This window comes from Rathayibacter sp. AC451 (assembly GCF_979253095.1).
In genome coordinates, this window is the sequence record NZ_CEEDBD010000001.1 from 3712174 (window position 1) to 3733472 (window position 21299).

Sequence of the window (21299 nt, forward strand, 5' to 3'; positions counted from 1 at the left end):
TGCGGGTCCGAGGGGGCGGATCCGGAGGGTCACGGTGCTGTCACTCAAGCTAGGGGAGTCGCTGATGTGAATCCTTAGAGGATATGGGAGTCCCGCGTGGAGGACGCGGCGGCGACCGGGCGGTGTCCGCGAGGTTCGCAGGGCCCGCGTCTAGGCTCGGAGGATGACCTCGAGCGAGAACGAGACCCCGGGCGGGCGCCCGGTGCGCCGGCGCGCACTCGTCATCGGCACCGTGGCGGCCGCCGCCGGAGCGACCGCGTTCGGCGTGGGCGCGGCGATCGGAGCCGGCCGCGGCGGCCCGGAGCCGACCGGCTCGCCGTCACTCCCGCCGACGCGGACGCCGAGCGCGACTCCGTCCGCCACCGCCGCGCCGGAGCCCACGGCGACGGAGACCACCGCGCCGGCCGAGCCGACGCCCACCGCGACCCCCGGGATCGACCTCGCCGCGAACTCCGTCGACGACCCGGCGAGCGTGTGGGTCGTCGTGAACAAGCTCAGGACGCTGAACCCGGTCGACTACTTCCCGGCCGATCTCGTGTACCCGGACGTCCGCTACGTCAACCGCCAGCCGATGCGGCAGGCGACGGCCGACGCCCTCGTCGCCCTCGTCGCCGCGGCGTCGGCCGAGGCGGGGCTCGCGCTCGCCGTGCAGAGCGCGTACCGCTCCTACGAGACGCAGGTCGGCGTGTACGCCGGCTGGGTCTCGACCCGCGGGCAGGCCGGGGCGGATGCGACGAGCGCGCGGCCGGGTCACAGCGAGCACCAGACGGGCTGGGCGGTCGACGTCGTCGGCGCCTCCGGGGCGTGCGCGCTCGAGATCTGCTGGGGGGACACGCCCGAGGGGCTCTGGGTCGGGGCCAACGTGCACCGCTTCGGCTTCCTCGTCCGCTACAAGCCCGACGCGACCCCGATCACGGGCTACGAGTCGGAGCCGTACCACCTCCGCTACGTCGGCACGGAGCTCGCGCAGCACCTCCACGACACGGGGATCGAGACTCTGGAGCGCCTGTTCGGACTTCCGGATGCGCCCGATTACGCCCCGGGAAGCACTTCCTAGTCGGTCTAGCGATCACACCCGGGCACCGGAAGACGTGACACTCGCCGCTCGTTACCGTACTGTTACCCGGAGCGTTTCCCGACGACCCCGATCGTCGCGCGCGACAGCCCTTGACAGGGCAGCTCCCCTCTGAAAAAGCAGTGCGCCACCGTGCCGTCGCATCCCGAACCGTGAGATACCTCTGTGCCCCCCAGCTCCACCCGCTCCACCCCGACCTCGCCCGCTCCCACCCCCGGCGCCGCCGCTGACCCCGGCGTCACCGCGCCCCCGCTGACCCGCCGCCAGGCCAGGGAGCGGGAGGGCCGCGTGCGCACCGCCGTCACGACCGCCGCCGCGGCTCCCGCCCCCCGTCGTGCCCGCGGCCCGGCCGTCCGCCTCGGTCCCCCCGCATTCCGCGAGCGGCGGCGGCTTCGCCTCGCGCCGAGACCGCCGCGTGGCCGAGGGTCACCGCCAGCACCGCCCGCGGGTGGAGCCCGCACGGCGCGGCGCCTCCTTCCTCCGACCCGGCCGCCGTCACCTCGTGCTCGCGATGTCGGGCGGCCTCGTCGTCGTGGCCGTCGCCGCGGGTGCCAGCCTGACCATCGGCGGATCCGGCTCGTCCGAGTCCGCCTCGGCCACCGCCTCCGGGTCGGCGACGCCGACCGCGGCTGCGACCACCGTCGCCGTGCTCCCCGCGACCACCGCCTCCGCGCGCGTGGTGCTGAGCGGAGTGTCGACCACCAGCGGCACGGTCGCCGGCGGCACGAGCGTCACGCTCCAGGGCTCCAACCTCGACTCGGTCGCCTCGGTGCGGTTCGGCGACCTCGAGGGCAGCGTCGCCGTCGAGAACCCCGACCAGATCACGGTGGTGGCGCCTCCCGCATCCGGCGAGGTCGAGGGAGTCGTGCCCGTCGCCTTCTTCGACGCCAGCGGTGCTCCCATCACCTTCGACGCCGTGACCGAGGCCGCCGCAGCGGTCACCGCCGGCGGAACGCCCGTCGATCAGGCGCAGACCGCGCTGGCCACGACCGCCCCCGTGCCCGTCGCGGACCCGGCGGCGGATCTCGCCGCCCCGACTCCCTCCGCCTCCTCGACCCCCACCGCCGAGCCGCTGCCGACCGCGACCGGCGTGCTGGCCACCACCAAGGTCGTGGCCTCGGCCATCACGTTCGCCTACACGCCCGACCCCGCGATCGAGGCCGCGAAGGCCGCCGCCGCGCTCGACGCGAGCCGCCTCGCCTCGCAGCTCGACTACGTCCGGACGTACTGGACCGAGTACAACTCGGCGCAGTACGGCGTGATCGCCGGCAACGACTGCGTGAACTTCACCTCGCAGTCCCTGATCGCCCGCGGCTGGACCATGGACTCCGAGTGGAGCTTCTCGTCCGGCGGCGGGTACAGCTCGGCCTGGGCGTCGTCGACGGCCTTCAACTCCTACCTCGCCGCCCACCCGGAGCGGGCGACGCCCCTCACGAACGCGCAGCGCGAGCAGGTCGAGGTCGGCGACGTCGTGCAGTTCGACTGGGACGGCTCCGGCGACTGGGACCACACCGGGATCGTCACGAGCGTCGACGGGGACACGATCCTCTACGCGTCGCACACGGTCGACAACCTCGACCAGGACATCGACTCCGCCTCGGCCGGTCGCATCATGTTCTGGAGCGTCTGACGCCGGAACGCGGAAGAGGCCGCCCCCGCGAGCGGTGACGGCCTCCTCGGCAGGAGCGGTGGAGTCAGTTCTTGAAGACGTCCTTGACGTCCTCGCCGACCTTCTTGGTCTGCGCCTTCGTCTGGTCGGCCTGTCCCTCGGCCTCGAGGCGCTCGTTGTCGGTCAGCTTGCCGGCCGCCTCCTTCGCCTTTCCGAGGAGGTTCTCAGCAGCGTTGCGGATCTTGTCGTCAGCACCCATCAGGGGCTCCCTTCGTTCGATTCGGTGATCCTCCCGCGACGGCCGCGGGAGGAGTGGTGCCTGCACGCTCTGCGGGCAGGGGTCAGGCGACGCGGTCCTCCCGGGAGAAGCCGGCGCGGGCGCTCGAGGCGACCTCGAGCACGACCGGGAGGCGGACTCCGAGCAGGCGGTCCAGGCTCTCGACCTCCGAGCGCACCGAGTCGACCACCGTGCGCGGGGAGACCCCGCTGCGGGGGAGGACCCGGACCTTGAGGGCGGTGGTGGACCCGTGCTGGTAGGCCGACACCGTCACGTCGAGCAGGTCGCCGCGGCCGGCGAGGGCGTTCTCGAGGACGTCCTCGGCGAATCCGGTGGCGAACTCGACCGAGCCGGCCGGGCCGCCCTCGGCGGAGGTCTCGTCGTGCAGCACCGTGCCGGTGCGACCGCGGCCGTGCGTGAGGGCGAGTGCGAGGGCGATCACGACGCCCAGAAGGCACACGCCGACGATCGCGTAGAGCGGCCAGAGCACGGCGGTGTCGTTCCAGGGCGTGCCGTCCTCGGGCGAGATCCGGGAGACGAGGGCCGCCCCCTGGTCGGAGCCGAAGGCCGAGACCGCGTCCCGCACGGGCTGCGAGACCGCGACCAGGACGAGTCCGGCGGTGACGGCGGCCAGCACGAGGCCGACGAGGAGCAGGAACAGGCGGTTGACGAAGCGGTTGCTCGTGGTCATCAGATCCTCCCGGACTCGGCGATGCGGACGGTGGCGCGGGTGACGGGCTGCGCGGAGATCCGCTCCAGTTCGGCGTCGAGGGCGCTCTGGACGGAGTCGCGGTCGACGGCGATGCCGGAGGCGGGCGTGATCGAGACGACCGCGGTGCGGCGTCCGATCGAGGCGCTGGTGTCCTCGCGGCGCGAGCGGGCTACGGTGCGGGCCGAGCGCGCGAGCGCCGAGGCGATCACTCCGTCGTCGACCACGATCGCGAGGCGCTCGTCGTCGATGGTGTGCCGAGCGCGCGCCCCGGGAGCGATCGCCAGCACGAGCAGCACCAGTGCGAGCAGCCCGGTGACGACCGCGACGCCGATCAGAGCGGAGGAGGCGAGCCCGCCCACTCCGACCAGGGCTCCCAGCAGAGCGGAGGGCGCGATCAGGAGCGGGGCCGCGCCGAGGACGGCGAGCACCGCCTCGGTGCCGACGTACGCGGCGATCAGGGCGATCGCCACGAGGACGACGATCTGCGCGGCCGAGCGCGAGCGGTGCGTCTCGCGCCGCAGGAAGCGGCGGTAGCGCGCGTCGGGAGCGGCGTCGCGGGGGGATGCGGCCGTGCTCATGCGACTCTCCTCGTGTGTCGGGTGCGGGTGCCGTTCACCCGGATGTCGACCCGGGTGACGGTGCGGCCGGTCAAGGCCTGCATCCGGGCGGCGATGCGGCTCCGATCGCGGTGGAGGCGATCGAGCAGGCTCCCCTCGCCGGCTCCGGGGGCGGCGGCGGGGTCCGAGCCGACGACGACGGGAGTCGTGACGGAGAGCGCGAGGCCCCCGCTGTCGTCCGACAGGCGGACGCGGATCGCGGACACCTCCACGCCGAGCTCCTCGTGCACGACGGCGAGCGCGGTGCGCTCGATCGAGCGGACGCTGACGGTGACGGTGCCCGCCACCGGCGCGGGGGCGCCGGCGGCGGGACGCGACTGCAGGGCGGTGGTCATGACGGCTCCTAGCGGGAGGTCGTGCGGCCGCGGAACACGTCCACGAGTCCGCGCACGTCCAGCGATCCGTCGAGCATCCGCGTGATCAGGACGCCGAGCGCCATGAACACGGCGGTGAGGACGAAGCCCCAGAAGCCGAAGAGCAGGGCGGCGAAGGCGAGGATCGCGCCGACGACGACGCCGAGCACGGTGCCCCGGCTCGCGGGGGCGGAGGGGGTGGGGGTGCTCATCGGACGCGGCTCTCGGTCTCGGCGGAGTCGTCGTCCCCGGGGATGTGCACGTCGACGATCGCGACGTTGATCTCGGCGACCGCCATGCCGACGAGGCCGGTGATGGCCTCGCCCACCGCGTCGCGGACGCGGTCGGCCACGGTCTGCATCGGGACGGGGTACTCGACGACGAGGGTCACGTCGACGGCGACCTGGGTCTCGCCGACCTCGACGCGGACGCCCTGGGCCAGGTCGTTGCCGCCGACGGCGGAGCGGATGGCGCCGAACGCGCGGGCGGCGTTGTTGCCGAGGGCGAAGACGCCGGGGACCTCGCGAGCCGCGATGCCAGCGACCTTCGCGATCACGGCGTCGTCGATGACGGTGCGGCCCTGAGCGGTGCCGGAGACCGCGCCGCCGAGGCTGGTCACGGTGTCGACGGACTTGTCGACGCGGGGGGTGGAGGGGGTGCGGGTGGTGTCGCTCATGGTGTCTCCTGTACGTCTCGTCGGCCGCGGTTCCGCGGTCGGGGGTCCTGGGCCCGGTCGCATCGACTTCGCAGTCCTGCGCCCTCGGGCTGTGCTTACATGAGTGGGACGGAGCCCGGCGGGTGATCGTCACGGTCCGGATCGGGAAATTTCCTGACCGTTGCCTGATAGGTGTCCGGCACGGTGCCGACGGTCGAGGAGAGAGGGCGTCATGCCTGGTCTGGAGTCGGCGAGCGATGCGCTCCTCGCCGAGCGCTCGGCCGAGGGCGACGTGCGGGCCTTCGAGGTCCTCGTCAAGCGGCACCAGTCGATCCTCCGGGCGTACGCGTGGCGGCTGACCGGCTCGCAGGCGGACGCCTCCGACGCCGTGCAGAACGCGCTCATCACGGTCTGGGCCCAGCTCCCGCAGCTCAAGGAGCCGGCGAGCGTCCGCAGTTGGATGATGCGGATCGTGAGCCGCTCGAGCGTCGACCTGCTGCGCCAGCGCCGACCCGCCGACGACGTCGACGCCGTGGAGCACCCCGCCGCGACGGGGCCCGGCCCCTTCGAGGCCGCCGAGCGCTCCGATGCGATGAAGGCGCTCGCCCAGGCTCTCGCGCAGCTGCCCGAATCCCAGCGCCAGTGCTGGCTGCTCCGCGAGGTCGGCGGCGAGTCCTACGGCGAGATCGCCGAGCACCTGGGGCTGACCACGACGGCCGTGCGCGGCAAGCTGGCGCGAGCCCGCGAATCGCTGGTCGTGGCGATGGAGGACTGGCGATGAAGGACGTCCCCGATGAAGGAGCAGGCGCGATGAACGCGGACGACACTCCGGCGGGCCCGGAGCGCGGCGACGCGCTCGAGGCCGCGCCCGTCGAGGGGGCTCCGGTCGACGGCGACGAGCTCACCCTCGACGACCTCAGCGACTACCTCGACCGTGGCCGGCTGCCGTACGACGCGGCCATCGAGGAGTCTCCGGAGCACCGCCGCACGCTGCAGGCCCTCGAGCGGGTGCGCGCCCTCTCGGGCGCCCTCATCGACGACGACGCCGAGCGGCTGCCGGCGCCCGAGGAGAGCTGGTTCGGCTCGATCCTCGCGCAGGTGCGCCGGGAGGCGCGGGCAGGTCGCGACATCCCGCTCGCCAGCCCCGAGCCGGACGTCGAGCTGACGATCACCGAGGGCGCGGTCCGCGGGCTCGTGCGCGAGGCGGGCGACAGCGTCCCCGGGGTGCTCGTCGGCCGCTGCCGGCTGGTCGGCGACATCGGCGCTCCCGGGGCGGAGGTCGTGGTCGAGGTCACGATCTCGGTCTTCTGGGGGTTCCCCTCGCGGACGCGGCGCAGCAGGTGCGCGAGCGCATCCACACCCGCCTCCTCACCCAGACCGAGCTGCGGGTCACGACGATCGACGTCCGCGTCGAGGACGTCTACCACCCCGGAACGGAGCAGTCGTGAGCACGGCGGGCGGAGTCGTCGTCCCGCAGCAGCCGAGCGCGTCGTCCGTGCTCACAGCGCTCGCCCGCGCGGTGCCCGGAGTGGCGATGCTGGTGCCCGCGCGACCGGAGGCCCGCGACGTCCTCGCGCACGCCGCGACGGCGCTCGCGCCCTCGCCGATCCCGCTCCTGCCCGCCTCCCTCGGAACGGCCTCGGGCGGCACCTCCGTCGAGCCCGTGCTGGTGCGGATCGCTCCGGAGCACGTCGTCGTCTCGATCGATCTCGTGGTCTCGTCCGACGCCTCGGCCCCCGGGGTCGCCCGGGCGGTCGGCGCCGCGGTGCGCGAGTGGTGCCAGCAGGAGCATCCGGAGCGGCGCGCGCGCGTCGCGGTGCGGATCGCGGCGGTCGACTGACCCGGCGGACCTGGAGCCGTCAGCGACCGGGTCCGGGGCGGTCCGGCTCGCTCAGCCCTGCTGCACCAGGAACGCCTCGGTCTCGACGGTGGTCGGAGCCGAGACCGCGGCGCCCTGCCGGGTGACCGACACCGCCGCCGCGGCGCTCGCCCAGCGCACCAGGGGGAGCAGCGCCTCCGGATCCCAGCGGTCGGCCCCCTCCGCGGCGAGGCGGGCGGCGAAGGCGCCGCAGAAGGTGTCGCCGGCGCCGGTCGTGTCGACGGCGCGGACGCGGAAGGCCGGGGCGGAGGCGGGCTCGCGGTCGCGGACGGCGACGATCACCCCGTCCGAGCCGAGGGTGACGAGCACGAGCGGCACGAGCGCGGTGAGCGCGACGGCGAGGGCGGAGTCGTCGGCGGCGTCGATCCCGCGCTCGCGGCCCAGCTCGCGCGCCTCGTGCTCGTTGACGATCAGCACGTCGAGCTCGTCGAGCAGCTCGGCCGGCAGCGGCCGGATGGGGGCGGCGTTCAGGATCGTGACGACTCCTGCGGCGCGGGCGGCGCGCGCGGCGGCGAGCACCGTCTCCTGCGGCACCTCCAGCTGCAGCAGCAGCGCGGAGGCGGCGGAGACGACCTCCTCCTCGGCGGCCGTGAGCCCGGCGAAGGCGGCGTTCGCTCCGGAGTCGACGACGATCGCGTTCTCGCCCGAGTCGTCGACCGTGATCTGCGCGGTGCCGGTGCGGGTGTCCAGGCGCCGCGCGTGCACGGCGAGCGGCTCGGCGGCGAGCACGGTCGCGAGCTCGTCGCCCGCCGAGTCGCGGCCCAGGCTCGTGACGAAGGCGGTGCCCTCGGCCGTGCGGGCCGCGGCGACCGCCTGGTTCAGGCCCTTGCCTCCCGGGAAGGTGCGGTAGTCGGAGGCGAGCACCGTCTCGCCGGGCGCGGGGATGCGGGCGACGCGGTAGACGTGGTCGAGGTTGGCGCTTCCGAGGACGACGAGGGGCATGCCCTCGACGTTAGGGCACGCGCAAGGGGCTCCGCTGGATCCGGCCCGCGCCTACGGTGGAGGCATGGACACTCGAATCTTCGGACGCACCGGTGCGCCCGTCTCCGTCGTCGGCCTCGGAACCTGGCAGCTCGGTGCCGACTGGGGTGACGTCGCCGAGAACGATGCCCTCGCGATCCTCGACGCCGCCGTGGAGTCGGGGGTCACCCTCTTCGACACCGCCGACGTGTACGGCGACGGCCGCAGCGAGCGCACGATCGGCTCCTACCTCGCCGCGCACCCCGACTCGGGCGTGTTCGTCGCGACCAAGATGGGCCGCCGCGTCGACCAGGTCCCCGAGAACTACGTGCTCGACAACTTCCGCGCCTGGACCGACCGCTCACGGAAGAACCTGGGCGTGGACACCCTCGACCTCGTGCAGCTGCACTGCCCGCCCACCTCCGTCTACTCCGACGACGCCGTCTTCGACGCGCTCGACACCCTCGTCTCCGAGGGCGCGATCGCGCACTACGGCGTCTCGGTCGAGCGCACGGAGGAGGCGCTGACGGCGATCGCGCGGCCGAACGTCGCCAGCGTGCAGATCATCCTGAACGCGTTCCGCCTGAAGCCGCTGGACGCGGTGCTGCCCGCCGCCCGCGAGGCCGGGGTCGGCATCCTCGCCCGCGTGCCGCTCGCCTCCGGCCTCCTCAGCGGCCGCTACACGACCGAGACCACGTTCGCGGCCGACGACCACCGCAACTACAACCGCGAGGGCAAGGCCTTCGACGTCGGAGAGACGTTCTCGGGCGTCGACTTCGCGACCGGTGTCGAGGCCGCGCAGGAGTTCTCGCGCCTCGCCGCCGACCACGGCCTCGCACCCGCGGCCGCCGCACTCGCCTGGATCATCCAGCAGGACGGCGTGACGTCGGTCATCCCCGGCGCCCGCTCGCCCGAGCAGGCCCGCGCCAACGCGACCGCCGCCGACGCCGCGCCCCTCGGCCCGGCGTTCATGGAGGCCGTCAACGCCCTCTACGACACCCACTTCCGCCCGACGGTCCACCCCCCGCTGGTAGCGACCCGGCCCTGACTCGCCCGGAAGGGCTCGTTCTCCAGCGCGAGAACGAGCCCTTCCGGGCGACTCAGTAGGGGCTGTGGAGAGTGGCGCGCGCGGGGACGCGGCGGGCGCCAGCTTGGACGCGTGCAGGGGGAGCTTCCCGAGGGTGTGTTCCGGGTATCGGAGGGGTACGCGGCTGGGGCGACGAGAGCTGCGATGCGCGCGGTCGTGGGACCGGTGCGCGGAGCCCGATCGGTGCGACCGATGACGACTCTCGGTGACCGGTGCTCTGCCCTCCTGTACCGGCTCGGACCGGAGACGTTCGCGTGCGGGCCGACGGCTGCGCTTCTCTGGGCTCCCCTGGATCTGCCCTGGGAGCGCCGGACCGAACTCGACATCGGCGTCGCGGCCCCTCGGCGCGCGCCGCATGCAGACGGCATCTCCGGTCGGTCTCTGACGATCGACCTTTCCGTGGACGTGCTGACGTACCCGCGGGGCCGGCTGACGACGGCGGCCCGCACCTGGTGCGATCTCGGTGCCGTCCTGGAGCTCGGGGACCTCGTCGCGGTCGGCGACTTCTTCCTGCATCGGGGATTGTGCACTCGCGGCTCGCTCGAGGAAGCGGTCTCGACGTACCGGTCCAGGAGAAGCCTCCGCAGGCTGCGGCAGGCGCTCGGACTTCTGGACGCGAGGGCCGAGTCGAGACCGGAGTCCCTGGTGCGTGTCGCGCTCGTCCTCGCGGGCGTCTCCGGGATCGAGGCCGACGTCGAGATCTACGACGCCGATGCGTTTCTGGGGCGAGTGGATCTCTGCAGCGCCTCCGCCCGGGTGATCATCGAGTACCACGGCGACTACCACCGGGTCGAGCGCGATCGCTGGCGCCGGGACCGCGCGCGCATCGGCCGCCTCCGTGCCGCCGGCTACTCCGTCATCGAGCTCACGGGTGACGACCTCGCCGACCTCCCCTCCGTCGTCGCGCAGGTTCAGGCCGCGATCCGACGCTGAAACGCCCGGAAGGGCTCGTTCTCGGGGAGGAGAACGAGCCCTTCCGGGCAATTCACGAAGGAGGCGGGCTAGGAGCCGAGGGCGGCGTCGACGATGGTGCGGGCCTCGGCCTGGACCTCGTGCAGGTGGTCGAGGCCGCGGAAGGACTCGGCGTAGATCTTGTAGACGTCCTCGGTGCCCGAGGGGCGCGCGGCGAACCACGCGTTCTCGGTGACGACCTTCACGCCTCCCACGCCCGCGCCGTTGCCCGGGGCCTTCGAGAGCTTCGCGACGATCTCCTCGCCGGCGAGCGTGGTCGCCGGGATGGCGTCTCCGTCGAGCTTGCCCAGCGCCGCCTTCTGCGCCTTGGTGGCGACCGCGTCGACGCGCTCGTAGACCGGGTCGCCGAAGCGCTCGGTCAGCTCGCGGTACAGCGCCGACGGGCTCTTGCCCGTCACGGCGATGATCTCGGATGCGAGCAGGGCCAGCAGGATGCCGTCCTTGTCGGTGGTCCACACGGTGCCGTCGAAGCGGAGGAACGACGCTCCCGCCGACTCCTCGCCGCCGAAGCCGACCGAGCCGTCGACGAGGCCGGGGACGAACCACTTGAAGCCGACCGGCACCTCCCAGAGGCGGCGGCCGAGCGACTCGGCGACGCGGTCGATGATGGAGGAGGAGACGAGCGTCTTGCCGATCGCCGCGTCCTCGCGCCAGCCGGAGCGGTGCGTGTAGAGGTACTCGATCGCGACGGCGAGGTAGTGGTTGGGGTTCATCAGCCCGCCGTCGGGGGTGACGATGCCGTGACGGTCGGCGTCGGCGTCGTTGCCGGTGAGCACGTCGTAGTCGCCGGAGCGGGCGACGACGGAGGCCATCGCGCTCGGGGAGGACGGGTCCATCCGGATCTTGCCGTCCCAGTCGAGGGTCATGAAGCCCCAGGCCGGGTCGACCTCGCCGTTGACGACCGTGAGGTCGAGCTCGTACATCTCGGCGATCAGCTGCCAGTAGTGCACCGACGCGCCACCCAGCGGATCGGCGCCGATGCGCACGCCGGCCTTCTTGATCGCGTCGATGTCGATGATGTTCTTCAGGTCCGCCACGTAGTGGGTGCGGAAGTCGTACGTCTCGACGGCCGAGGGCTCGGCGGACTTCACGTCGCGGTTGCCGTCGGCGATGAGCTCGTTGGCGCGGTTCGCGATCCAGGTGGTGGCGTCGGAGTCGGCCGGTCCGCCGTGCGGAGGGTTGTACTTGAAGCCGCCGTCGCGGGGCGGGTTGTGCGAGGGGGTGACGACGATGCCGTCGGCCTCGTCGGTGTGCGCCGGGTCGTTGTTCCAGCGGAGGATCGCGTGGCTGAGCGCCGGAGTGGGCACGAAGTCGTCGAACTCGTCGACCAGCACGCGCACCTGGTTCGCGACGAGCACCTCGAGCGCGGTGGTCAGCGCGGGGCGCGAGAGGCCGTGCGTGTCGGCACCGATGAAGAGCGGGCCGGTGATGCCCTGCTCCGTGCGGTACTCGACGATCGCCTGCGTCACCGCGGCGATGTGGTCCTCGTTGAAGGCGGTGTCGAACGAGGATCCGCGGTGCCCGGAGGTGCCGAAGACGACCCTCTGGAGCGGATCGGAGACGTCCGGCTTGTTGTCGTAGTAGGCCCTCACGAGGGCTTCGACGTCGATGAGATCGGAGGCCTGTGCCGGCTTCCCTGCGCGATCGGTCATGGGGTCCATAGTGGCAGCCCGCTCCGGCCCGCGATACCGGCTGGACAGCCGGTGGCTAGGCTGTCCGCCATGCCCGACAGCGCCTCCGAGTCCCGTACCTACAGCTATCTCGGGCCCTCCGGCACCTTCACGGAGGCGGCGCTCGCGCAGGTCCCCGAGGCGCGGGGGCAGCAGTGGCGCAGCGTCGCCAACGTCGGCGAGGCGCTGGGCGATCTGGTCTCGGGCCGCAGCCACGGCGCGGTGATCGCGATCGAGAACTCGGTCGAGGGCGGGGTGACGGCCACGCAGGACGCGCTGGCGCGGATCCCGGGGCTGCGCATCGTGGGCGAGTACCTCGTCCCCGTCTCCTTCATCCTGGTGGCGCGGCCGGGCACGCGACTGGAGGACGTGCGCACGGTGGCCGCGCATCCGGTCGCCTACGGCCAGTGCCGGCAGTGGCTCGACTCCGAGCTGCCGAGCCACGAGTACCTCCCCGCGAGCAGCAACGTGCAGGCGACCGTCGACCTGCTCGCCGGGTCTCCCGCCGACGCCGCCATCGCTCCTCCGGGCATCGTCGCGCACCACGCCGTCGACGTGCTCGCCGAGCGGATCGGCGACAACCCGAACGCGGTCACCCGCTTCGTGCACGTCTCGCGGACGACGCGGCTGCCGGAGCCCACGGGCGCCGACAAGACCAGCCTGATCGCGGAGCTCCCGGGCGACGAGCCGGGCGCGCTGCTCGAGATGCTCGAGCAGTTCGCGACCCGCGGAGTGAACCTGAGCATGATCCAGTCGCGGCCGATCGGGGACGCCCTCGGCCGCTACCGGTTCGTGCTGGACCTCGACGGGCACGTGGCCGACGAGCGGGTCGCCGACGCCCTGCTCGGGCTCCGCCGCTTCAGCCCGGGTGTGATCTTCCTGGGTTCCTACCCGCGGGCGGATCGCCGTCCGGTCTCGTACGTGCGACGCTACGACGACGAGGTGTTCATCGAGGCGCGGGACTGGCTGCGCGGACTCCTCACCGCGAAGCCGGAGGTCGACGATGACTGACAGGGACGGGCACGACCCGGACACGAGCACGACGGGAGCGCCGACCCGGGAGCAGGTCGATCCGCGCTACGACCCGGTCTTCCAGCGGGGCTTCGCCGGGGGAGTGGACCGGGTGCGCGGCGACGACCGCGCCTTCGCCCGCCCGGGCAGCGGCCCCCTGCCCACCGGCGCGCGGACCGCCGCGCTGCCGCGCATCGCCGAGGTCGCCGACACCCGCCGCTCCCGCCGCACGGCGGTGCGGTCCGCCGGGCCGGGCGACGAGGCGGCGCGGCCCTCCTCCGAGGCGCCGCTCCCCTCCGAGGCGCAGCCGGTCGAGTCGGACGGGCGGCCGGTCGCGGCCGTCGAGCCGGACGCCCCGCTGCTGCGGAACCCCTGGCTGCTCGTGCTGCTGCTCGCCGGTCTCGCCGGCACCGCGCTGGGCTTCTCGATCCTCACGATCGGCTACTCGTCGCCGCCCGCCCCGTACTACGGCGACTCCGACACCCCGTCACCGGAGTGGATCCAGCGCCAGATCCTCTACTACGCGTCGATCCCGCTGCTGGGCTCGCTGCCCTTCTCGCTGCTGATCGCGATCGGTGTCGCGGCGCTGCGCTGGCGCAGGAGGACCCCGGCACCTGAGGACCAGCCCGAGCAGGACTGACGCGGTCGCTCAGACCGCGGAGGCGCCGAAGAGCAGGCCGAGCAGGTACGTGACGAGCGCCGCTCCGTAGCCGATGCCGAGCTGGCGCAGGGCCCGCGCGAGGGGAGGAGCGCCCGAGAGCAGCCCCACGATCGCGCCGGTCGCGAGCAGGGCGATCCCGACGAGCACCGCGGCCAGGATCACGGCGGCGATCCCGGACATGCCCAGCAGATAGGGCAGCACGGGGATGATCGCGCCGGAGGCGAAGAAGCAGAAGCTCGAGAGCGCCGCGCCCATGCCGGTGCCGATCGACTCGTGCTCGTCGATCGAGGGGTCCGCCTTCGGTCCGCCGATGGTGATCGGAGAGGTGGCGGCGACTCCGCCGCGCAGTCCCGTGAAGACGTGGGCGGCGCGGGCGTTCGCCTCCTCCTCGCTCAGTCCGCGGGCGCGGTAGACCAGCGCCAGCTCGTTCGCGTCGACGTCGAGGTCGGGGACCAGGCGGTTGGTGTCGAGGTCGGGGGAGGAGGCGCTGAGCAGCTCGCGCTGCGAGCGCACCGAGACGAACTCGCCCGCCCCCATCGAGAGGGCGCCGGCGAGCAGCCCCGCGAGCCCGGTGAACAGCACCACGCTGGTGGCGACTCCGCTCGCGCCGACGCCCAGCACGAGCGCGAGGTTCGAGACGAGCCCGTCGTTGGCGCCGAAGACCGCGGCCCGGAACGTGCCCGAGAGCCGCGTCCGCCCGCGCTCGGCCAGGCCCCGCACGACCTCCCCGTGGATCCGCTCGTCGGCGGCCATCGCCTCGGTCGCGTCGTCGTCGTCGGCGTACGGCGAGCGGGCCTCCGCGCGCTGCACGAGGGCGAGGACGAAGACGGAGCCGAAGCGGCGGGTGAGGAACCCGAGGACCCGGGTGCGCAGATCCGGCCGGGGCGACGGCTCCGCGGCGGCACCGAGCAGCTCGCGCCAGTGGTCCTCGTGGCGGCCCTCGGCGGCGGCGAGGGCGAGCAGGATCTCGCGCTCCTCGCCCGAGCGGCGCCCGGCCAGGTCGCGGTAGGTGGCCGCCTCGGCGAGCTCGTCGGCGAGGTAGCGCCGCCACCGGCGGATCTGCACGGGGGTCGGGGAGGTGGGGTCCGGAGCGGTTCTCGCCATGGGATCTCCTGGGTTCGGGCCCGCCGACCCGCGCGAGAGGGACCGGTCAGGACGTGCGTCGACTGACCGAAGGTCTCGTTCGCCCGGTTCCGTGCGGATCCGGGTGGAGCGCCGGGTCCGGATCGTCCCGGACCAGCATGTCGACGCGCCTCGTCGCCTGCCGAGCAGGCGGTGGGAACTACTCCCCTTCGCGTGGACCACCGTAGCCGAGATCGGCGCCGATCGGGCCGGATCCCTCGAGCGTCCCGCGGGAGGGCCCGCGCGGCGAGAGGGCCCGCTGCAGGACCAGCGCGGCGGCGCCGACCGCGGCCGCGTCGGCGACGTGGGCCGACAGCAGCACGCGGGTCTGCGGGTGCTCCTCGGCGAAGCGTCTGCGGAGGACGGCGAGGTGTCGGGAGCCGGCCACCGCGAAGGCGGGCCCGGCGAGCACGACGGAGTCGAGGTCGAGCAGATCCGCGAGCGCCACCGCGACGTCGGCGAGCTCGTGGGCCGCGGCGTCGACCACGGCGCCGGAGGCGTGGTCCCCGCGCACGGCGGCGGTGGCGACCGCAGCGGCGTCGGCGAACGCGTCGCCCGAGAGGCCGGGGAGGCCGGCCGCGCGCGCACCCGCGGCGATGCCGGGGAGTCCGACGCGGTCGGTGAGAGGGGCGGATCCGCGCGGTCCGAAGCGGTCGAGTCGACCGGCACCTGCTCCGGAGCCGCGGTGCAGGGCGCCGTCGAGGACGAGTCCGGCGCGGATCCCGCCCGCGAGGTAGAGCGTGCAGTGCGCGCCCGCCGCCGGGAAGGTGCCGGCCCAGAACTCGCCGACGGCCGCGGCCGACGCGTCGTCGTCGAGCAGCACGGGCAGCGAGCAGGCCTGCTCGAGCAGCGAGCGCAGCCCGGCCGCCGCCCACTCCGCGCCCCGGGCGGCGAGGCCGAGGACGCGCTCGCCGGAGCGGTCGACGCCGCCGGGAGTGACGACGCCCACGCCGACCACGCGGTCGCGCTCGACGCCCAGCACCTCGATCAGGAAGTCGATCCGCTGGGCGAAGCCGCGCACGAACGACTCCGGGCCCTCGTCGAGGACGCCGCGGGTGCGGAGCCGCCCGACGACGGATCCGGCGAGATCCGCCACGATCGCCGTGGTCGAGTCGGCCTCGAGCTGGAGGCCCACGGCGAAGCGCGCCGACGGCACGAGGGCGAGGAGCTCGCGCGGCTTGCCCCCGGTGGACTGCGAGCGGCCTGCATCGGCGACGAGTCCGTCCTCGAGCAGTTGCCGCACCAGGATCGAGACCGTGGCCTGCGTGAGGCCGGTGACCTGCGCCAGCTCGATGCGGCTGATCGGGCCGCGGGCACGGACGAGGTCGAGCAGGATCCCCCTGCTCGTACCCGAGGTGCGCGGTGCGCGCGTCGTCGTCATCGGGCCCTCCGTCCGTCTCTCCGTCCCTTGACGGTACTTTGTTCAATCGTCTAAGAAAGTATCCGACACCGGACGCGACAACCGAGGCGAGGAAGCCATGACCGTCATCCCCCTGCACCAGAACTGGACGCTGCGAGCGCTGGAGGGCCCTGAGGCGCCCGAGCGGCCGACCGGGGAGGTGGCGGCGACGGTGCCCGGCTCGGTGCACACCGACCTCCTCGCCGCAGGCCTGATCCCCGACCCCTTCGACGGCGGGAACGAAGCGCGCCTGGCCTGGATCGGCCGCACCGCCTGGGTGTACGAGACCCGCTTCGAGTGGACCGACGACGGCTCCGAGCGCCACGACCTGGTCGCCGAGGGCCTGGACACGGTCGCGACCGTGCGCCTGAACGGCACCGAACTCGGCCGCACCGAGAACCAGCACCGCTCCTACCGCTTCGGTGCGCGGGAGGCCCTGGTCGAGGGGGAGAACGTGCTCTCGATCGAGTTCGCGGCTCCCGTGACCGAGGCGGAGCGGCGCTCGCTCGCGCACGGCCCGAGGCCGCACGTGAACCACCACCCCTACAACGCGCTGCGGAAGACCGCGAGCAACTTCGGCTGGGACTGGGGCATCGACGTCGCCACGAGCGGCATCTGGCGGCCGATCGGCCTCGAGAGCTGGTCGGGCGTCCGCATCGCCGCCGTGCGTCCGGTCGTCGACGTCGACGGGACCGACGGCGTGCTGCGCGCGCACGTCGAACTCGAGTGGGCCGGCTCCGCGTCGGCCGAGGTGTCGGTCGCGATCGGCGGAGCGGAGGCGGCGATCCGCGCCGAGGCGGGCGCGGTCGAGGCAGTGCTCGAGGTGCGCGTCCCCGGGGCCGAGCTGTGGTGGCCGCGCGGCTACGGCGAGCAGCCCCTCTACGACGTCGCGGTCGCCGCGGGCGACGACTCGGTCTGGACCGGCCGCGTGGGCTTCCGCACGGTGCGCGTGGACACGACGCCGGACGAGGACGGCTCGCCCTACCGCGTCGAGATCAACGGACGCACGGTGCAGATCCGCGGGGCGAACTGGATCCCGGACCACGCCTTCCTCACCGAGGTCGACCGTGACCGGTACGCGCGCCGCATCGCCGACGCCACCGAGGCGAACATGAACCTGCTGCGCGTCTGGGGCGGCGGGATCTACGAGTCGCACGACTTCTACGACGTCTGCGACGAGCAGGGCGTGCTGGTGTGGCAGGACTTCCTCTTCGCCTGCGCGGCCTACGCCGAGGAGGAGTGGCTCGCCGTCGAGGTGGAGCCCGAGGCGCGCGAGGCGGTCACCCGCCTGAGCGCCCACCCCTCGCTCGTGATCTGGAACGGCAACAACGAGAACATCGTCGGCTACACCGACTGGGGCTGGCGCACCCGTCTCGCGGGCGCCACCTGGGGCAACGCCTACTACCGCACCCTGCTCCCGGGCATCGTCGCGGAGCTGGACCCGACGCGCTTCTACTCGCCGGGCAGCCCCTACTCGTTCGACGACTACCTCCACCCCAACGACCCGGCCAACGGCACCGTGCACATCTGGGACGTCTGGAACACGCGCGACTACACGGGCTACGCCGACTGGCGACCGCGCTTCGTCTCCGAGTTCGGCTTCCAGGGCCGCCCGCGTGGTCGACGCTCACGAGCGTCGTGCACGACGAGCCGCTGGAGCCGTACGGCGAGCAGATGCTCGTGCACCAGAAGGCGCACGAGGGCAACCTCAAGCTCGAGCGCGGACTCGCCGGGCACCTGCCCTCGCCGGAGTCGATCGAGGACTGGCACTGGGCGACCCAGTTGAACCAGGCGGCGGCGCTGCGCTTCGGGATCGAGCACTTCCGCTCGCTCTCGCCGCTGAACACCGGGATCGTGGTGTGGCAGCTGAACGACGACTGGCCGGTGGTCTCGTGGGCCGCCGTCGACTTCCACGAGCACCGGAAGCCCCTCTGGTACGCGCTGCGGGCGGCGTACGCGCCGCGGCTCGCGACGATCCAGCCCCGCGACGGCGGGCCGGCCGCGGTGCTGCTGAACGACACGGACGAGGCGTGGAGCGGCTCCGTCGTCGCCCGGCGCCTGCAGCTGGACGGCACGGTGCTGGCCGAGGAGCGCTGGGAGGCGGCGGTGCCCGCGCGGGGTGAGACGACGACTCCGCTGCCCGCCTCGATCACGGCGTTCGGCGACCCGGCCGGCGAGATCGTGAGCGTGGAGCCGGAGGGCTGGACCCGCGCGCTGCTCCACCCGGCCGAGGTCGTCGACCAGGCCCTCGACCCGTCGCCGCTGGAGGCCATGGCGGAGCGCTCGGGCGCGGACGTCGTCGTCACCGTGACGGCGCGCTCGCTGGCGCGCGACGTCACCCTGCTCGTCGACCGCGTCGACCAGGGGGCGAGGGTCGATGAGGCGCTCGTCACCCTGCTCGCGGGAGAGTCCGCGCGGTTCACCGTCTCCGGAGCCGCCTCCGGCGTCGATCCGGACGCGTTCCTCGACCCGCTGGTGCTGCGCCACGCCAACGGGCTGCGCGCCGGGGTGCCGGCCTGAGCGGGCCGGGGGCGGCGGTCGTCGGGATCGTCGTCCGCCGCCCTCCCCGCGAGCACGGGGGAGATCCGTTCTTCGCCGAGCTGATCGCCGGGATGGAGGACGTGCTGGTCCCGGGCGGCGGTGGGGTGCTGCTGCAGGTCGCCGCCGACCAGGCGGAGGAGCTCGCCGCGCTCTCGCGGTGGGCGGCGGATCCCCGGGTCGCCGGCGCCGTGCTCGGCGACCTGGTGGAGGACGACCCGCGGCCGGAGCGCGCGCACGTGCTGGGGCTGCCCGCCCTCGCCCTGGGCGGGACCCCCGGAGGCGCCGCCGTCCCGTCGATCCCGGTCGACAACGCGACCCCGGTCCTGGAGGCGATGGCGGCGCTCGCCGCGCTCGGGCACCGCAGGATCAGCCGCGTCTCGGGTCCCGTCCGCCTCGGGCACACGCGCGAGCGGAGCGAGGCCTTCGACCGGGGGCTCGCCCGGGCGGGACTGTCGGGGCGCTCGATCGAGAGCGACTACTCCGCGCGGTCGGGGGAGGCCGCCACCCGGATGCTCCTCGCCGACGAGGCGCGACCGACCGCGATCCTCTACGACAACGACCTGGCGGCGCTCGGAGGCCTCGCGGCCGCCCGCGCGCTCGGGGTGGACGTGCCGACGCGGCTCTCGCTCCTGGCGTGGGACGACTCCGAGCTCTGCCGCCTCGCCGATCCGCCGCTCTCGGCGATGAGCCGCGACGTCCGCGGGCTGGGCGTCCTGACCGCGCAGGCCCTCCTCGCGGTGATCGCGGGGGAGCCGCTGCCGCAGCGCACTCCCGAGCGCCCGCGCCTGGTCCTGCGCGGCACGACGGCGCGCGCGGCGCGCTGACGGCGTCCGCTCCGGCCTCGGCGCCGCTCTCCGCGGAGCGGGAAGAGCGCTCTCACGAAGTCCACCGCCGACTGTTGACCACTTAGTTCAGTCATGTAACAATGCTCGGGCGGCGCTCGCCGCACACAGCTCCGTCACCGTCGACGACCCTGCGCCGTCGACGCCAGGAAAGGATCAACGATGTTCCTTCGCGTTCGAGAAGGCCGACGCCTGCGCGTCCTCGCCGCTGCCGCCGCCACCGCGGCGTCCGCCCTCCTGCTCTCCGGCTGCACCGGAGGAGCGAGCTCCTCCGGCACCTCGTCGGCCGACACCCTCGTCGCCTACACCGGTCAGGCCGGCGACTACCAGATCAACTTCAACCCGTACTCGCCCTCGAAGATCGGCGGGCTGGGCACCATCTACGAGTCGCTGTTCTTCGTCACGAACATCAACTCCGACCCCTACGTCCCGCTGCTGGGCACCGAGTACACCTGGAACGCCGAGGGCACGCAGCTCGACGTGACGCTGCGCGACGACGTGACCTGGAGCGACGGAGAGGCGTTCACCGCCGAGGACGTCGCCTTCACCTTCCAGATGCTGGTCGACAACCCCTCGCTGAACACCGGCGGCTTCGACGGAGTCGTCACCGCGACCGACGACACCCACGTGAGCATCACCTGGGACCACCCGGCCTTCGTCACCGGCCCCACGGTCCTCGGCCGCACCCCGATCGTCCCCGAGCACCTCTGGGCCGACGTCGACCCGGTGACCGACGTGGTCGCCGAGCCCGTCGGCACCGGCCCCTACCTCCTCGCCGACTTCAAGGCGCAGGCCTTCACCCTCGGCGTGAACGAGGACTACTGGGACGGCGCGCCCGCCGTGAAGGCGATCCGCTTCCTCTCGCTCTCGGGCAACACCGCCGGAGTCGACGCCCTCGCCGCCGGGACCATCGACTGGCAGACCGGCCCGGTGCCGGACATCGAGAACGTCGCGAAGAACTACCCCGGCTACGAGGCCATCACGATCCCGCAGAACCAGGTCGCCCTGCTCAGCTGCGCGAACGTCGACCTCGGCTGCGTCGGACCGCAGACCGACCCGGCCGTCCGCCAGGCGATCTACTACGCGCTCAACCGCGACCAGATCAACGCGCTCGCCTTCCAGAACACCGCCAGCGAGGTCTCGCCGACGTTCGTGCTGACGGAGGCGCAGAAGGAGTCGATCTCGACCGCCGTCGCCGAGCCCGTCGCTCCGAGCGCCCCCGACCTGGACCGCGCCTCCGCCCTCCTCGAAGAGGCCGGCTACGCCAAGGGCGCCGACGGGATCTACGCCAAGGACGGCGTGCCCCTGAAGCTCACGATCGAGGTCGTCACCGGCTGGACCGACTACATCACCGCGATCGACACGATGGCGCAGCAGCTCGGCGAGGCCGGCATCGCGGTCACCGCGTCGCAGTCCTCCTGGAACGAGTGGACGGACAAGAAGAGCAAGGGGAACTACCAGCTGGCGATCGACTCGCTCGGCCAGGGCCCCGCCTCCGACCCGTACTACCTCTACAACAACTTCTTCACCACGGCGAACACCGCTCCCGTCGGCGAGGCCGCCCCGATCAACGTGGCCCGCTACAGCGACCCCGAGGTCGACGCCGCCGTCGAGGCGCTCACCGCCACCAGCCCGGACGACACCGCCGCCCGCCAGGCACAGTTCGACATCATCCAGGCGAAGATCGTCGCGGACATGCCCTACATCCCGGTCATGACCGGCGGCACCACCTCCGAGTACAACGCCGCCAAGTTCGACGGCTGGCCCACCGAGGACGACCTCTACGCCTTCCCGGCGATCTGGGCCTCGCCGGACAACGCCGAGATCTTCAAGAACCTGACCCCGACCGGCGAGTGA

At 73.3% G+C, this 21299-nt stretch carries 22 protein-coding genes; 12 read left to right on the forward strand and 10 right to left on the reverse strand.

What is annotated here, in order from left to right; all coding sequences use genetic code 11:
- Positions 1–163: 163 nt before the first annotated feature.
- Both AC0CID_RS17780 and AC0CID_RS17785 read left to right on the forward strand, forming a co-directional pair.
- Positions 164–1057 (forward strand): M15 family metallopeptidase, encoded by an 894-nt coding sequence (locus tag AC0CID_RS17780; RefSeq protein ID WP_465227857.1) that lies wholly within the window; start codon positions 164–166, stop codon positions 1055–1057.
- A gap of 433 nt (positions 1058–1490) precedes the next feature.
- The gene (locus AC0CID_RS17785; protein WP_465227858.1) at positions 1491–2705 is read left to right on the forward strand and encodes an amidase domain-containing protein; all 1215 of its coding nucleotides are present in this window, start codon (positions 1491–1493) and stop codon (positions 2703–2705) included.
- A gap of 64 nt (positions 2706–2769) precedes the next feature.
- Here AC0CID_RS17785 and AC0CID_RS17790 read toward each other — a convergent pair whose 3' ends face one another.
- The 6 genes from AC0CID_RS17790 to AC0CID_RS17815 form a co-directional block, all read right to left on the reverse strand.
- Positions 2770–2943, reverse strand: coding sequence for a CsbD family protein (locus tag AC0CID_RS17790; protein WP_207403242.1), 174 nt, complete (start codon positions 2941–2943; stop codon positions 2770–2772).
- 82 nt (positions 2944–3025) lie between these two features.
- Positions 3026–3652, reverse strand: coding sequence for a hypothetical protein (locus AC0CID_RS17795; RefSeq protein ID WP_465227859.1), 627 nt, complete (start codon positions 3650–3652; stop codon positions 3026–3028).
- Positions 3652–4251 (reverse strand): hypothetical protein, encoded by a 600-nt coding sequence (locus AC0CID_RS17800; protein WP_465227860.1) that lies wholly within the window; start codon positions 4249–4251, stop codon positions 3652–3654. Before AC0CID_RS17800 ends, AC0CID_RS17795 begins: the two co-directional genes overlap by 1 nt.
- A complete protein-coding gene (locus tag AC0CID_RS17805) occupies positions 4248–4625 on the reverse strand; it encodes a hypothetical protein (RefSeq protein WP_207403239.1) in 378 nt (125 codons plus the stop codon). Before AC0CID_RS17805 ends, AC0CID_RS17800 begins: the two co-directional genes overlap by 4 nt.
- A gap of 8 nt (positions 4626–4633) precedes the next feature.
- Positions 4634–4855 (reverse strand): DUF2273 domain-containing protein, encoded by a 222-nt coding sequence (locus AC0CID_RS17810; RefSeq protein WP_207403238.1) that lies wholly within the window; start codon positions 4853–4855, stop codon positions 4634–4636.
- Positions 4852–5319 carry an Asp23/Gls24 family envelope stress response protein gene (locus tag AC0CID_RS17815; RefSeq protein WP_207403237.1) on the reverse strand — a complete coding sequence of 156 codons (468 nt, stop codon included), beginning with the start codon at positions 5317–5319 and terminating at the stop codon, positions 4852–4854. Before AC0CID_RS17815 ends, AC0CID_RS17810 begins: the two co-directional genes overlap by 4 nt.
- Before the next feature lie 211 nt (positions 5320–5530).
- Here AC0CID_RS17815 and AC0CID_RS17820 point away from each other — a divergent pair, with 211 nt between their 5' ends.
- Both AC0CID_RS17820 and AC0CID_RS17825 read left to right on the forward strand, forming a co-directional pair.
- The gene (locus tag AC0CID_RS17820; protein WP_465227861.1) at positions 5531–6079 is read left to right on the forward strand and encodes an RNA polymerase sigma factor; all 549 of its coding nucleotides are present in this window, start codon (positions 5531–5533) and stop codon (positions 6077–6079) included.
- Between the two features lie 663 nt (positions 6080–6742).
- The gene (locus AC0CID_RS17825; protein WP_465227862.1) at positions 6743–7138 is read left to right on the forward strand and encodes a hypothetical protein; all 396 of its coding nucleotides are present in this window, start codon (positions 6743–6745) and stop codon (positions 7136–7138) included.
- 51 nt (positions 7139–7189) lie between these two features.
- On the opposite strand, the gene AC0CID_RS17830 is transcribed toward AC0CID_RS17825, so the two are convergent.
- Positions 7190–8119, reverse strand: a complete 930-nt coding sequence (locus AC0CID_RS17830) for a ribokinase (RefSeq protein ID WP_207403233.1) — start codon at positions 8117–8119, stop codon at positions 7190–7192.
- Positions 8120–8183: 64 nt separating this feature from the next.
- Here AC0CID_RS17830 and AC0CID_RS17835 point away from each other — a divergent pair, with 64 nt between their 5' ends.
- Positions 8184–9185, forward strand: a complete 1002-nt coding sequence (locus AC0CID_RS17835; protein ID WP_465227863.1) for an aldo/keto reductase — start codon at positions 8184–8186, stop codon at positions 9183–9185.
- 438 nt (positions 9186–9623) lie between these two features.
- Entirely contained in the window at positions 9624–10157 is a 534-nt protein-coding gene (locus AC0CID_RS17840) for a DUF559 domain-containing protein (RefSeq protein WP_465227864.1), read from the forward strand.
- A 68-nt stretch (positions 10158–10225) separates the two neighbouring features.
- Here AC0CID_RS17840 and pgm read toward each other — a convergent pair whose 3' ends face one another.
- Positions 10226–11848, reverse strand: a complete 1623-nt coding sequence (pgm, locus tag AC0CID_RS17845; RefSeq protein WP_465227865.1) for a phosphoglucomutase (alpha-D-glucose-1,6-bisphosphate-dependent) — start codon at positions 11846–11848, stop codon at positions 10226–10228.
- A gap of 69 nt (positions 11849–11917) precedes the next feature.
- Between pgm and pheA the strand changes: the two genes are divergently transcribed.
- Positions 11918–12877, forward strand: a complete 960-nt coding sequence (gene pheA, locus AC0CID_RS17850) for a prephenate dehydratase (protein WP_465227866.1) — start codon at positions 11918–11920, stop codon at positions 12875–12877.
- Complete coding sequence (locus tag AC0CID_RS17855) at positions 12870–13517, forward strand: hypothetical protein (protein ID WP_465227867.1); 648 nt, start codon at positions 12870–12872, stop codon at positions 13515–13517. Before pheA ends, AC0CID_RS17855 begins: the two co-directional genes overlap by 8 nt.
- A gap of 9 nt (positions 13518–13526) precedes the next feature.
- Here AC0CID_RS17855 and AC0CID_RS17860 read toward each other — a convergent pair whose 3' ends face one another.
- Both AC0CID_RS17860 and AC0CID_RS17865 read right to left on the reverse strand, forming a co-directional pair.
- Positions 13527–14642, reverse strand: coding sequence for a VIT1/CCC1 transporter family protein (locus AC0CID_RS17860; RefSeq protein WP_465227868.1), 1116 nt, complete (start codon positions 14640–14642; stop codon positions 13527–13529).
- Between the two features lie 178 nt (positions 14643–14820).
- Positions 14821–16041, reverse strand: a complete 1221-nt coding sequence (locus tag AC0CID_RS17865) for an ROK family transcriptional regulator (RefSeq protein ID WP_465227869.1) — start codon at positions 16039–16041, stop codon at positions 14821–14823.
- 97 nt (positions 16042–16138) lie between these two features.
- Here AC0CID_RS17865 and AC0CID_RS17870 point away from each other — a divergent pair, with 97 nt between their 5' ends.
- The 4 genes from AC0CID_RS17870 (at position 16139) to AC0CID_RS17885 (ending at position 21299) form a co-directional block, all read left to right on the forward strand.
- On the forward strand, positions 16139–17845 hold the full coding sequence (locus tag AC0CID_RS17870) for a glycoside hydrolase family 2 protein (RefSeq protein WP_465227870.1): 1707 nt from the start codon (positions 16139–16141) through the stop codon (positions 17843–17845).
- Entirely contained in the window at positions 17734–18579 is an 846-nt protein-coding gene (locus AC0CID_RS17875; protein WP_465227871.1) for a hypothetical protein, read from the forward strand. The genes AC0CID_RS17870 and AC0CID_RS17875 overlap by 112 nt, the downstream gene beginning before the upstream one ends.
- 26 nt (positions 18580–18605) lie before the next feature.
- Positions 18606–19424, forward strand: a complete 819-nt coding sequence (locus AC0CID_RS17880; protein ID WP_465228133.1) for a LacI family DNA-binding transcriptional regulator — start codon at positions 18606–18608, stop codon at positions 19422–19424.
- A gap of 180 nt (positions 19425–19604) precedes the next feature.
- Positions 19605–21299, forward strand: a complete 1695-nt coding sequence (locus AC0CID_RS17885; protein ID WP_465227872.1) for an ABC transporter substrate-binding protein — start codon at positions 19605–19607, stop codon at positions 21297–21299.